Source organism: Streptomyces sp. NRRL F-6492 (assembly GCF_001280125.1).
GTDB lineage: Bacteria > Actinomycetota > Actinomycetes > Streptomycetales > Streptomycetaceae > Streptomyces.
On the sequence record NZ_LGEG01000236.1, the window covers coordinates 37,432 to 49,717 of the forward strand.

The following is a 12,286-nucleotide window of genomic DNA, read 5'->3' on the forward strand; positions in this document are numbered from 1 at the left end:
ATCAGTCAAGTAACTCAGGAGAGCGCCGGATCCAGCTGGACCGCCCGCACCGGATACACCGCCACCGCGACCTCCTCGTCGTCCAGGCAGCGGCCCGTCTCCAGGTCGAACCGCTGCTTCAGGAGCGGCGAGGCCACGAACGGACGCCCGTCCGCCGAGCCGACCAGCCCCCGGGAGAGCACCTGCGCCCCCGTGAACGGGTCGCGGTTGTCGATCGCGTACGTCCGGCCCGACCGGTCCCGGAAGACCGCCGCCTGCCGGCCGTCCGGCAGCAGCGCCGCCACACCGCGCCCGGGGGTCAGCCGGGACTCCTCGCAGACGGCCATCCAGGAACCGGGGGAGAGGGACAGTTCGAGCGTCGTCATCGCGAGGCAACCCCTTCCAGGGTGAGGAACGTGAGGTCCGGCTTGATCTGGTCGCGCTCCGGCACGAACCGGACCGAGGGGTCCGGCGCGTCCGGGGCGTTCACGAAGGAGACGAAGCGCCGCAGCCGCTCCGGGTCGTCGAGGGTCTGCGCCCACTCGTCCCGGTAGGCGTCGACGTGCGCCGCCATCAGCGCCTCCAGCTCGTCGCAGAGCCCCAGCGAGTCGTGCACCACCACGTCCTTGAGGTGCTCCAGCCCGCCCTCCAGGCGCTCCAGCCAGGTCGACGTCCGCTCCAGGCGGTCCGCCGTCCGGATGTAGAACATCAGGAACCGGTCGATCAGCCGGATCAGTTCGGCGTCCGACAGGTCCTGGGCGAGCAGGTCCGCGTGGCGCGGGGTCGCGCCGCCGTTCCCGCCGACGTACAGGTTCCAGCCGTTCGCCGTCGCGATGATCCCGAAGTCCTTCGACTGCGCCTCGGCGCACTCGCGGGCGCAGCCCGAGACCGCCGACTTCAGCTTGTGCGGGGCGCGCAGGCCCCGGTAGCGGAGTTCGAGGTGGATCGCCATCTTCACCGAGTCCTGCACGCCGTACCGGCACCAGGTCTGCCCGACGCAGGACTTCACCGTGCGCAGCGACTTGCCGTACGCGTGCCCCGACTCGAAGCCCGCGTCGACCAGCCGGGTCCAGATCGCGGGGAGCTGGTCCACCCGCGCGCCGAAGAGGTCGATCCGCTGGCCGCCCGTGATCTTCGTGTAGAGGCCGTAGTCGCGGGCCACCTCGCCGATCACGATCAGCTTGTCCGGGGTGATCTCGCCGCCGGGGATGCGCGGCACCACCGAATAGGAGCCGTTGCGCTGCATGTTGGCGAGGAAGTGGTCGTTGGTGTCCTGGAGGGAGGCCTGCTCGCCGTCCAGGATGTAGCCGTTGTTGAGGGACGCCAGGATCGAGCCCACGGTCGGCTTGCAGACCTCGCAGCCCTCGCCGCCCCGCGCCTCCGGCCGCCCGTGCGAGTCGAGCAGCGCGGCGAACGAGGTCACGCGCAGGGTGCGGGCGATCTCGTACAGCTCGCTCCGGCCGTACGAGAAGCAGCGGCACAGGCCCCTGTCGGTGGGGGCCGGCAGCAGCTTCTCGATCACCTTCACGCAACTGCCGCAACCCGTGCCGGCCTTGGTGCACTTCTTCACCTCGGCGAGCGAGGAGCACTGGCCGATCGCGTGCTTCGTGACGTTGTGGCAGGAGCAGATCACCGCGTCGTCCGGCAGCGACGAGGGACCGAGCGCGACCGGCGCGCCCGCGCCCGCCGGGAGGACCAGCTGCTCGGGGGAGACGGGCGGCACCGTGCCGGTCAGCGGCCGCAGCAACCCGTACGAGTCGGCGTCGCCGACCAGGACGCCGCCGAGCAGCACGCCCTCGCGGTCCACCACCAGCTTCTTGTAGACGCCCGAGCGGGAGTCCGCGTACACCACGTCGAGGCAGCCCTCGGCCGTGCCGTGCGCGTCGCCGAAGGAGGCCACGTCCACGCCGAGCAGCTTCAGCTTGGTCGACATGTCGGCGCCCGTGAAGCCGTCGCCGGCCTCCTCCGCTCCTTCCGAGAGGACCGCCGCCACCGTCTGCGCCATCTCGTAGCCCGGCGCGACCAGGCCGTAGACCCGCCCGTCGACCGCGAGCGCGCACTCGCCGATCGCGAAGACCGCCGGGTCCGAGGTCCGGCACAGCTCGTCGACGGCGATGCCGCCGCGCTCGCCCACGGCCAGGCCGCAGTCCCGGGCCAGCTGGTCCCGGGGCCGCACGCCCGCCGAGAACACGACCATGTCCACGGCCAGTTCGGAGCCGTCCGACAGCCTCATGCCCGTCACGGCGCCGTCCGCCGTCACGACCTCCTGCGTGCCCGTCCCCGTGTGGACGCCCAGGCCCATCCGCTCGATCGTGCGCAGCAGGGCCGCGCCGCCGCCCTCGTCCACCTGCACCGGCATCAGGCGCGGCGCGAACTCCACCACGTGCGTCTCCAGGCCGAGGCCCTTGAGCGCGCCCGCCGCCTCCAGGCCGAGCAGCCCGCCGCCGACCACCGCACCGGTCGTCGCCGTCTTCGCGTACTCCTCGATCGCGAGCAGGTCCTCGATCGTGCGGTAGACGAAACAGCCCCGGGCGTCCTTGCCGGGCACCGGCGGGACGAAGGGGTAGGAGCCGGTGGCCAGGACGAGGGTGTCGTACGCGAAGACCCGCCCCGAGCGGGCGGTGACCGTCCGGGCCTCCCGGTCCACCGACGCGGCCGCGTCGCCCACGTACAGCTCGATGCCGTGCTCCGCCATGAAGCCCGCCCCGACCACCGACAGGTCGTCGGGGGTCTTCCCCGAGAAGTACGAGGTGAGCTGGACGCGGTCGTAGGCCGGGCGCGGCTCCTCGCAGAGGACCACGATCCGGGCCCGCCCGGTGACGCCACGGTCGGCGAGCGCCTCCAGGAACCGCTGGCCGACCATTCCGTGGCCGACCAGGACGATCGTCGGGGTGTGCGCGGCGGTATCAGCGTCAGCGCTCATGTCAGGAGCCTCCGTCGTGGGTGAGCAGGTGGAGCAGGGGGGCCTCCGGGAGGGCTTCGTCGCCCTCCCAGGCCCGGGCGAGCGTGCCGACCGCGGCCAGGTCGCCGAGGAGGACGCCCCCGACGAGCCGGTCGCCCCGGACGACGACCTTGCGGTACGCGCCCCGGGTGGGGTCGGTGAGCTGGACGGTGTCGTCCCCCGGCCGCGCGGTGACCTCGCCGAAGGCGGCCAGGTCGAGCGGGCGCGGGCCGGTGAGGGTGAGCCGGGTGAGGGCGCGGGTGCCGGTGTAGGCGGCCGGGGCCGTGGGCGTGGACGCGTCGGAGGCCTCGGTCCCGGTCTCCCCCGCCAGCACCTCCGCCAGCGCGTCCGCCTGTTCGAGCGCCGGGCCCGCGAGGCCGTACACCCGGCCCGCGTGCTCGGCGCAGTCGCCCACCGCGTGGACGGCCGGGTCGGAGGTCCGCAGCGCGTCGTCGACCACGATCCCGGTGGCGACGTCGAGCCCCGCCTCCCGGGCCAGGGCCACCCGGGGCCGGACCCCGCAGGCCAGGACCACGACCCCCGCGTCGAGCACGAAGCCGTCGGCGAGTTCGACCGCCGTGACCGCCCCGTCCCGCTGCCGCAGACCGCTCACCCGGCACTCGGTGTGCACCTCGACCCCGAGGGACTCGACGTGCTCCCGGAGCAGCGCCGACGCGTGGGCGTCGAGCTGGCGCTCCATCAGGCGCTCGCCCTGCTGGGTGAGGACCACGTCCGCGCCGAGCGCCGCGAGCGCCCGCGCCGCCGACACCCCGAGGAGCCCGCCGCCGACGACCACGGCCCGCACCCCCGGCCGTACCGCCGCGCGCAGCGCCAGGCAGTCGTCGAGCGTGCGGAAGGGGTGGACGCCCTCCGGCAGCGCCGCCCCGCGCAGTCCGCGCAGCGGCGGCAGCACCGGGTTGGAGCCGGTCGCCAGGACCAGGCGGTCGTAGCCGACGAGCGAGCCGTCCGCGCACTCCACCGTCCGCGCCGCCCGGTCGATCCGCACCGCCCGCGTCCCGAGCCGGGCCGGCTCGCGGGTCCCGGGCAGCGCGATCACCTCGGGGGCGTACCGTCCGGCGAGGACGTCGGCGAGCAGCACCCTGTTGTACGGTGCGTGCGGCTCCTCGCCGAGGAGGGTGACGGGCAGGCGCTGGGCGAGCCGGGCGCCCGCCGTCCCGCCCCCGACCACCACGATCCGTGTACTCATGACCGGAAGCGTGCGCGGCCGGTGTTACCCGGCGGCATCCCGTCTGTTTCCCGTACGGAACGCTGATCTCCGCCCCCGGCCCCGTCCGCTGTGAGGGGCCGCGGGACCGGCCCCGGGGTTAACCCGTGGTCAGCCTCGGCTCAAGCCCGCCTTAAGGATCGGACGGACGCGGCTGAGCTGGGGATTCCCGTATACGGGCGGACCTAGGGTGCCGCATGTGACCACCGAGGCCAGCCACCCTCTCTGCGTACCCCTCACCGTGCCGCGGGCCGCCGGGCCCCGCCGCCGGCGTCCTCCGTCCCCGCCCGTCCCCGCCCTCCGGCTCGCCCCCGACCGGCTGCGGACCGGAATCGTCGCCGGGGCCGGGGCCGTCGGCCTGCTCTGGGGCCTCCAGGCCCGGCCCTCCGCCCGGCTCGACGTCCTCTTCGCCTCCGGCGCCCACCTCACCGGACTCCTCGGCGGGTACGGCGTCCTCGTCCTGCTGCTGCTCATGGCCCGGGTCCCGGCCGTCGAGCACGGCGTCGGCGCCGACCGGCTCGCCCGCTGGCACGCCCTCGGCGGCCGGTACGTCCTCGGCCTGATCGCCGCCCACGCCGTCCTCGCCCTCTGCGGCCACGCCGTCCACACCCGCGCCGACCTGGTCACCGCCACCGGCGACCTCCTCTCGTACGGGGCGATCGCCGCCGCCACCGCCGGCACCGCCCTGTTCGCCGCCGTCGGGATCACCTCCGCCCGCTCCGCACGGCGCAGGCTCCGGCACGAGACCTGGCGGGCCGTCCACCTCGGCGCCCTGCTCGCCGCCGCGCTCGGCTTCGTCCACCAGCTCGCGGGCCCCGACATCGCCGGCGGCCTCCTCACCCGCTGGCTCTGGTCCATGGCGCACGCCACCGTCGCCGTCCTCCTCCTCTGGTACCGGATCGTCGTCCCCGCCCGCGCCGCGCTCCGCCACGACCTGCGGGTCGCCGAGGTCCGCGACGAGGGCCCCGGAGTCGTCTCGGTCCTCATCAGGGGCCGGGGAGTGGACCAACTGCGCGCCGAGCCGGGCCAGTTCTTCCGCTGGCGCTTCCTGCGGCGCGGCCTGTGGGCCACCGCCCTGCCCTTCTCGCTCTCCGCGCCCGTCCGCGACGACACCCTGCGCATCACCGTCAAGGCGCTCGGCGACCACACCCGCCGCGTCCGGCGGCTCCGCCCCGGCACCCGCGTCCTCGCCTCCGGGCCCTTCGGGACGCTCACCGCCCACCGCCGCACCCGCCGCAAGGTCCTGCTGCTCGCGGGCGGGGTCGGCATCACCCCGCTGCGGGCCCTCTTCGAGACCCTGCCCGGCGGGCCCGGCGACGTCACCCTCCTCTACCGCGCGTCGGACGCCTCCGCCGTCGTCCTGCGCGAGGAGCTGGAGGCCATCGCCCGCGAACGGCGGGCCGCCCTGCACTTCCTCCTCGGCCCCTCCGACGGCTCCTTCGATCCTCCCCCGGCCTGCGGCGGGGGGTGCCCCCCGCTCGCTCCGCTCGCCCCGCGCGCCCTGCGCGACCTCGTGCCCGACCTCGCCGCCCACGACGTGTACCTGTGCGGCCCGCCCGCGATGGCCCGGGCCGCGACCGCCTCCCTGCGCCGGGCAGGGGTGCCGGCCTCCCGCATCCACCGCGAGGACTTCGGCCATGCGTAGACCTGCGAACGCGACCAGGACCCCCGTCAGAACTCCGGCGACGCCCGGGACCTCGGCCGGGCACGGGGCCCCGGCCTCCCCGGTGGAGCGGGCCCGGCGGCGCCTCGCCGCCGCGCTCCTCGGCGCCGGGGCGCTCGCCGCGACCCTGCTCACCGCCGCCGTCACCCCCGCCGCCCCGCCCGCGCCCGACCGCCCGCCGGGCACGGCAAGCTCTGACGTAGCTCAACTCTCCCGGGATTGATGGACGGGCCAACGATCACGTCCCTAGGCTCGCGGTCATGCCCGAGATATCGCTGACCACGCTCGTCCTGCTCTGCCTCGCCGCGCTCGTCGCGGGCTGGATCGACGCCGTGGTGGGCGGCGGCGGGCTGCTCCTGCTGCCCGCCCTGCTGCTCGGCCTCCCGCACGCCCCGGCCGCGCAGATCCTCGGCACGAACAAGGCCGTCGCCATCGTCGGCACCACCGGGGCCGCCGTCACCTACGTCCGCAAGGCGCCCGTCCAGGTGCGGACGGCGGTGCGGATCGGGCTCGCGGCCCTCGCCGGCTCCATGACCGGCGCCTTCTTCGCCGCCGGGATCAGCAGCGACGTGCTGCGCCCGGTGATCATGGTGGTGCTGCTCGGGGTGGCGGCCTTCGTGATGCTCCGGCCCTCCTTCGGCGCGCGGGCCGAGGGGGAGGAGCGGGCGCCGCTGACCCGGGCCCGGATCGTCACCGCGATCGTGGTCGTCGGCGGCGGGATCGGCTTCTACGACGGCCTGTTCGGGCCGGGCACCGGCACCTTCCTGGTCCTCGCCCTGACCGCCGTCCTCCACCTCGACCTGGTGACCGCCTCCGCCACCGCCAAGATCGTCAACGTCTGCACCAACGCGGGCGCCCTCGCGATGTTCGCCCACCAGGGCACCGTCCACTGGCAGCTCGCCGCCGTCATGGCGGTCTTCAACCTGGTCGGCGGGACGGTCGGCGCCCGGATGGCGCTGAGCAAGGGCGCCGGGTTCGTCCGGGGCGTGCTGCTCGTGGTCGTGTTCTCCCTGGTCGCCAAGCTCGCCTTCGACCAGTGGGGGTGAACCGCCGGGGCCGGGCTACTTCACCCCGATGAGGTGCCCGAAGGCGACCACGTTCCCCTGGTAGCCCTTCTTCTCCGAGAAGCCGCCGCCGCAGGTGATGACCCGGATCTCGGCCCGGTCCGCCTCGTCGTACACCTTGCCGTTCGGGAAGGCGTCGTTCTCGTACACCTCGACCGCGTCGACCGTGAACACGGCGGTGCGCCCGTCCTCCCGGTCCACCTCGATCCGGTGGCCCTTCCTCAGCGCCCCGAGGGTGTAGAAGACGGCGGGCCCGTCCGCGTTGTCGACGTGGCCCGCGACGACCGCGGTGCCCTTCGCGCCGGGCGTGGTGCCGCCCCCGTACCAGCCGGCCAGGTTCCGGTCCCCGGCCGGCGGCACTTCGAGCGAGCCGTCCGCCGCCAGGCCGAGCCGCGTCATCGGGGTGTCCACGTCGGTCTCGGGGATGCGCAGCCGTACGGGGGCCGAGGGCGGCAGCGGGTCGGCGGCGGCGTCGGTGTGGACGCTCGGCCCGGCGGCGAAGGCCTGGGCGGCGGACGGCACGGGCGGGGTGACGCTCTCCGAGCCGTTCTGGACGAGCCAGAGACCCACGCAGGCGGCCACCGCGATGGCCCAGCCCTTGCTCCTGTCGCTCACCTGGATCCCTTCCGTCTCTTCGATGCGCCGCTTCCCGACGCGCTGCCGGAACGTGCCGGGATGTGGTCCTGCCCCCGCCGGGCCCGTACGGGCGTGCGGCGGGGGCAGGACGGGGCGGTCGCCTCAGTGCCCCCGCGCGCCGCTCGCCCGGCGACGCAGGAACAGGGCACCGCCGACGGCGGTCGCGGCCAGCACCGCCGCGCCCGCCGCGACCTGGGTGGTGTCGGGGCCGACGCTGCCCCCGACACCCGTCTGGACGTGGCCGCTGGGACGCCGGTGCGTGACGGTCAGGTCGCCCCGGGCCGTCTTGCCGTTGTCGCAGGCCACGCTGATGCCGTACGTGCCGGCCCTGGCGTGCTGGGGCACGGTGAACTGGCCGACCACGACCTCCTTGTGCGTGCTCGGCCGCAGGTGGAAGTCGCCCGCGCCGAGCGAGTTCGCGTCGCCGACGCCGCGCCCGTTCTTGCCGCAGGCGAGGGTGTTGACGGTGACCGTGGTCCCGGGGGACGCGGACGACGGGTAGATTTCGAGGGATCCGTTCCACTCTTCGCCGGCGTGCGCCGCCGGGACGGCGAACGCCCCGATCGCGGCGACCGTCAGCGCGGTACCGGTGAACAGACGGGCAGTGGTGCGCATGGGGGTCCTCCGGAGCGCGCGAACGGTCATGCCGGGGCGGTCCTCCCGGGAGGGACTTCCCGGAACCGGACCTTCTATGACCGAGATAAGGACGGCCGCGCGCTCCTCGCCTGCTGAGGGGTCATCAGGATGGGGCCGTTCGATACGGCGCGTCGACTGGATTCCGGTCGTTTCCGCAGGTGGGAGCCGGTTTCTCGACGCCGCCGGGCGGGTCGTGCCGAACGGGTGACCCCGAGGGGCCGGGGCGCCCCGGCCCCCCGCCCGCACGTCAGCGGCGCCGCACCGCCCGCCCGGAGCCCCGCGGCGGAGCGGGTCCGGCGCGCCCGCTCGGAGATCCGGGTCACCTGCATCCGCCGCTACCCGCCCGACCGGACCCGTACGCTCGACACGGCCCTGATCGACGACAGCGTGGCCTTCCTGGCCTTCTTGGCCTTCTTGGCCTTCTCGGGCGGCCCCCGGCAGCGGCTCGACGGCTTCAGCGTCGAACACCCCCGTTTCATGGGCTGCTTCGCCGCCCACTTCGACCAGCTCCGGGTCGCGCTCCCCTCGCTCGCCCACTCCCCGGACGGCCTGCCGCAGGGCCGGGACCGAGCCCGCGCCGCCGGGGCTACCGGGGCCGCAGGGCCTCCGGCGGCACGCTCCCGTACGCCGCGCGCACCCGCCCCATCAGCTCCTCGTCCACCGCGAACGCCACCCCGTCGACCGCCGTCACGGGCGCGATCGTCCGCGAGTTGGTCGTGAACGCGGCCCGGTAGCGGGGCAGGTCGGCCAGGAAGACCGCCCGCCGGACCGACCCCAGGCGCGGCTCCAGGAGGGCCATGGTGATGCCGTGGAGGCAGGGCGCCGCCGGCCAGACCACCGAAGTCCCGTCCCAGAAGGCGATGTTGGTGACCGCGCCCTCGGCGATCTCGCCGGCCGGGGAGGTCAGCAGGGCGTCGTCGTAGCCCGCGCGCCGGGCCGCCTCGCCGTGGTGGCGCTGCCCGAAGCCGCCCAGGTGCTTGAGGTGCGCGGCCGGACGTTCGTACGCCACGCTCGCCAGGCGCTGCGGGGCGCCGGGGCCGTCCGGGGCCGGGGCGCGGACGGCCACGACCGTGCGGGCCCCCTCGTACACGTACACCCTGACCGAGGCGTCCCGCCGCCCGGCGGCCTCCAGGGCCCCGGCCACCAGCTCCCGGACCCGTCCGCCGCCGAGTCCCCGGCCGAAGAGCTCGCGGGTCGAGCGGTCGAGCCGTTCGAGGTGGAGCCCGAGCCCCTTCACGCGTCCGTCGCGCACCTGCATCGCCGTGAAGTGGCCGTAGCCGCTCATGAGCGCGCCGAGGAGCCCCGGATCGGCCACCGGGACGCCGTCGGCCTCGATGTGGGCGCGGTCGTCGGCGGGGGAGACGGGCGAGGCGGGAGGGGTCGTCATGCCCTCACCGTAGGGGGCCGTCACGGCTTCGCCGCGGGGAGCCCGCCGTGCCCTCGCCGTGGGGACCCCGTCACGGCTTCGCCGCAGTGGCCCTGTCGCAGGGGCCCCGCCACGCCCTTGCCGCAGGGGCCCCGCCTCGCCCTCGCCACAGGACCCCGCCCCGCCCTCGCCGTACGGCCCGGGAAGCCGCTCGGACCCGCGCCCCGGGCGCCCCCTTGACCTCAACCAAACTTGAGGTACCACGATCATCCGCATGGACCTCACGAACTCCACGCAGCCCGTCGTTCCCTCCGCCCCGCTCTCCCTCGCCCTCGTCGTCGCCAGCGACCGCGAAGGCCGGTTCGCCCCCGTCCTCGCCGACTGGTTCCTCTCCCGCCTCGCCGGACGCGAGGACTTCGCCGTCACGGTCGTCGACCTCGCCGCGGTCGACCTCCCCACCTCCCTCTCGTACGACCCCTCCCCGGCCGTCCGCGCCGAACTCGCCAAGGTCACCCCGGTCCTCGAAGCCGCCGACGCCTTCGTCGTCCTCACCCCCGAGTACAACCACTCCTTCCCCGCCTCCCTCAAGAACCTGATCGACCGCCACTACACCGAATGGCAGGCCAAGCCCGTCGGCTTCGTCTCCTACGGCGGGCTCTCCGGCGGCCTGCGGGCCGTCGAGCAGCTCCGCCAGGTCTTCGCCGAGATGCACGCCGTCACCCTCCGCGACACCGTCTCCTTCCACCACCCCCACGGCCAGTTCGACGAGGACGGGCGGCACCGGGACCCGGCCGCCGCCGAAGGGGCGGCCAAGACCCTCCTCGACCAGCTCGCCTGGTGGGGTCACGCCCTCAGGGACGCCAAGTCCGTCCGCCCGTACGGCGCGTGAGGAGGGGGACACCGTGCTGTTCCGGCTCCTCGTCCCCCGCCTCCGGCCGTACCGGGCCCCGCTCGTCCTCCTCGTCGCCCTCCAGCTCGTCCAGACCCTGGCCTCCCTCGCCCTGCCCGCCCTCAACGCCGGCGTCATCGACCACGGCGTCCTGCGCGGGGACACCGGCCGGGTCCTCTCCGGCGGCGCCGGGATGGCCGCCGTCACCCTCCTCCAGGTCGCGGCGGCCGCCGCCGCCACCTGGACCGGCGCCCGCATCGCCATGGGCGTCTCCCGCGACCTGCGCTCCGAGGTCTTCCGCCGCGTCCAGGAGTTCTCCGCCCGGGAGCGGGGCCGCTTCGGCGCCGCCTCCCTCATCACCCGCACCACCAACGACGTCCAGCAGATCCAGACGTTCGCCGTCCTCGTCCTGACGATGCTGGTCGCCGCCCCGCTCCTGTGCGTCGGCGGCATCGCCATGGCCCTGCGCCAGGACGTGCCGCTCGCCCTCGTCCTGGTCCTCTTCGTGCCCGTGATGACCGGGGCCGTCGGCAGCGTCGTCCTGCGCATGCGGCCCCTCTTCCGGGGCATGCAGCTCCGCGTCGACCTGACCAACCGGATCCTGCGCGAACAGATCACCGGCGTCCGGGTCGTCCGCGCCTTCGTCCGCGACCGGCACGAGCGGGAACGGTTCGCCGCCGCCAACGACGAGCTGTTCTCCGTCGGCCTGCGGGCCGGCCGGTTACAGGCCCTCATGTTCCCCGTCGTCCTGGTGATCTGGGAGCTGACCACGGTCGCCCTGGTGTACGTCGGCGCCCACCGCATCGACTCCGGCGCCCTCCAGCCGGGCGGGCTCGTCGCCTTCCTCGGCTATCTGCTCCAGACCGCCATGTCCGTGATGATGGCCCTCTTCCTGCTGATGCACATGCCGCGCGCCGAGGCCGGCGCCGAACGCGTCCGCGAGGTCCTCGACACCCGCTCCTCCGTCGTCCCGCCCGCGCACCCGGTCCGCGAACTCCACGGCCCCGGCCTGCTCGAACTCGACGGCGTCGGCTTCCGCTACCCCGGCGCGGAGGAACCCGTCCTGCACGGCGTCGGGCTCGTCGCCCGGCCCGGCGAGACCACCGCGATCGTCGGCTCCACCGGCAGCGGCAAGTCGACCCTCCTCGGTCTGGTGCCCCGCCTCTTCGACGCCACCGAGGGCCGGGTCCTCGTCGACGGCGCCGACGTCCGCACCCTCGACCCCGCCCTCATGGCCAGGACCGTCGGACTCGTCCCCCAGAAGCCCTACCTCTTCTCGGGCACGATCGCCTCCAACCTCCGCTACGGAAAGCCCGACGCCACCGACGAGGAGCTGTGGCACGCCCTGGAGACCGCCCAGGCCGCCGACTTCGTCCGGGAGCTCGACGAGGGGCTCGACGCGCCCGTCTCCCAGGGCGGCGCCAACTTCTCCGGCGGCCAGCGCCAGCGGCTCGCCATCGCCCGCGTCCTCGTCGCCCGCCCCCGCCTCTACCTCTTCGACGACTCCTTCTCCGCCCTCGACGCCCGCACCGACGCCCTGCTGCGGGCCGCGCTCGCCGAGGAGACGGCCGGCTCGACCGTGGTGGTCGTCGCCCAGCGCGTCTCCACCGTCCGCCACGCCGACCGGATCGTCGTCCTCGACCGGGGCCGGGTCGTCGGCACCGGCACCCACGCGTCCCTCCTGCGGGACGACCCCACCTACCGGGAGATCGTCCTCTCCCAGCTCACCGAGGAGGAGGCCGCGTGACCACGACCACGAAGCCCCGCGACCCGGCCCCCGACCACGGCGGGGCCCGGGACCGGACCCCCGCCCCCCCCGCCCGCACCGGCCCCCCGCCCCAGCGCGGTCCCGGCCCCGCCGCCCCCTCCCTCGAACGCTCCCTCTCC

Annotated in this window: 12 protein-coding genes; 5 read left to right on the forward strand and 7 right to left on the reverse strand. The window is 75.0% G+C overall.

Annotated elements, in window-relative coordinates; translation table 11 throughout:
• Positions 1-14: 14 nt before the first annotated feature.
• Genes nirD through ADL08_RS24530 form a run of 3 tightly spaced genes read right to left on the reverse strand, consistent with a single transcriptional unit; the run spans position 15 to position 4,127 of the window.
• On the reverse strand, positions 15-365 hold the full coding sequence (gene nirD / locus ADL08_RS24520) for a nitrite reductase small subunit NirD (RefSeq protein ID WP_053646516.1): 351 nt from the start codon (positions 363-365) through the stop codon (positions 15-17).
• A complete protein-coding gene (gene nirB, locus ADL08_RS24525; RefSeq protein ID WP_053646518.1) occupies positions 362-2,902 on the reverse strand; it encodes a nitrite reductase large subunit NirB in 2,541 nt (846 codons plus the stop codon). Before nirB ends, nirD begins: the two co-directional genes overlap by 4 nt.
• A gap of 1 nt (position 2,903) precedes the next feature.
• Positions 2,904-4,127 carry an NAD(P)/FAD-dependent oxidoreductase gene (locus tag ADL08_RS24530; RefSeq protein WP_053646520.1) on the reverse strand — a complete coding sequence of 408 codons (1,224 nt, stop codon included), beginning with the start codon at positions 4,125-4,127 and terminating at the stop codon, positions 2,904-2,906.
• Positions 4,128-4,344: 217 nt separating this feature from the next.
• On the opposite strand from ADL08_RS24530, the gene ADL08_RS24535 reads away from it, so the two are divergent.
• From ADL08_RS24535 to ADL08_RS24540, 3 genes are read left to right on the forward strand one after another with little or no spacing between them, the layout of a single operon-like run.
• Positions 4,345-5,790, forward strand: coding sequence for a ferric reductase-like transmembrane domain-containing protein (locus ADL08_RS24535; RefSeq protein ID WP_234352242.1), 1,446 nt, complete (start codon positions 4,345-4,347; stop codon positions 5,788-5,790).
• Complete coding sequence (locus ADL08_RS37320; RefSeq protein WP_159043047.1) at positions 5,783-6,031, forward strand: hypothetical protein; 249 nt, start codon at positions 5,783-5,785, stop codon at positions 6,029-6,031. Before ADL08_RS24535 ends, ADL08_RS37320 begins: the two co-directional genes overlap by 8 nt.
• 37 nt (positions 6,032-6,068) lie before the next feature.
• Complete coding sequence (locus ADL08_RS24540) at positions 6,069-6,854, forward strand: sulfite exporter TauE/SafE family protein (RefSeq protein ID WP_053646522.1); 786 nt, start codon at positions 6,069-6,071, stop codon at positions 6,852-6,854.
• A 15-nt stretch (positions 6,855-6,869) separates the two neighbouring features.
• On the opposite strand, the gene ADL08_RS24545 is transcribed toward ADL08_RS24540, so the two are convergent.
• The 4 genes from ADL08_RS24545 to ADL08_RS24555 all read right to left on the reverse strand — a co-directional run bounded on the left by ADL08_RS24545 (position 6,870) and on the right by ADL08_RS24555 (position 9,531).
• On the reverse strand, positions 6,870-7,487 hold the full coding sequence (locus ADL08_RS24545; RefSeq protein WP_053646525.1) for a class F sortase: 618 nt from the start codon (positions 7,485-7,487) through the stop codon (positions 6,870-6,872).
• Positions 7,488-7,610: 123 nt separating this feature from the next.
• A complete protein-coding gene (locus tag ADL08_RS24550) occupies positions 7,611-8,123 on the reverse strand; it encodes a hypothetical protein (protein WP_053646528.1) in 513 nt (170 codons plus the stop codon).
• Between the two features lie 356 nt (positions 8,124-8,479).
• A complete protein-coding gene (locus ADL08_RS37325) occupies positions 8,480-8,623 on the reverse strand; it encodes a hypothetical protein (RefSeq protein WP_159043046.1) in 144 nt (47 codons plus the stop codon).
• Between the two features lie 107 nt (positions 8,624-8,730).
• Positions 8,731-9,531 (reverse strand): aminotransferase class IV, encoded by an 801-nt coding sequence (locus ADL08_RS24555; protein WP_053646530.1) that lies wholly within the window; start codon positions 9,529-9,531, stop codon positions 8,731-8,733.
• A 253-nt stretch (positions 9,532-9,784) separates the two neighbouring features.
• Here ADL08_RS24555 and ADL08_RS24560 point away from each other — a divergent pair, with 253 nt between their 5' ends.
• On the forward strand, positions 9,785-10,399 hold the full coding sequence (locus ADL08_RS24560; protein ID WP_053646532.1) for an NADPH-dependent FMN reductase: 615 nt from the start codon (positions 9,785-9,787) through the stop codon (positions 10,397-10,399).
• Positions 10,400-10,412: 13 nt separating this feature from the next.
• A complete protein-coding gene (locus tag ADL08_RS24565) occupies positions 10,413-12,146 on the forward strand; it encodes an ABC transporter ATP-binding protein (RefSeq protein ID WP_053646534.1) in 1,734 nt (577 codons plus the stop codon).
• The last annotated feature ends 140 nt before the right edge of the window (positions 12,147-12,286 follow it).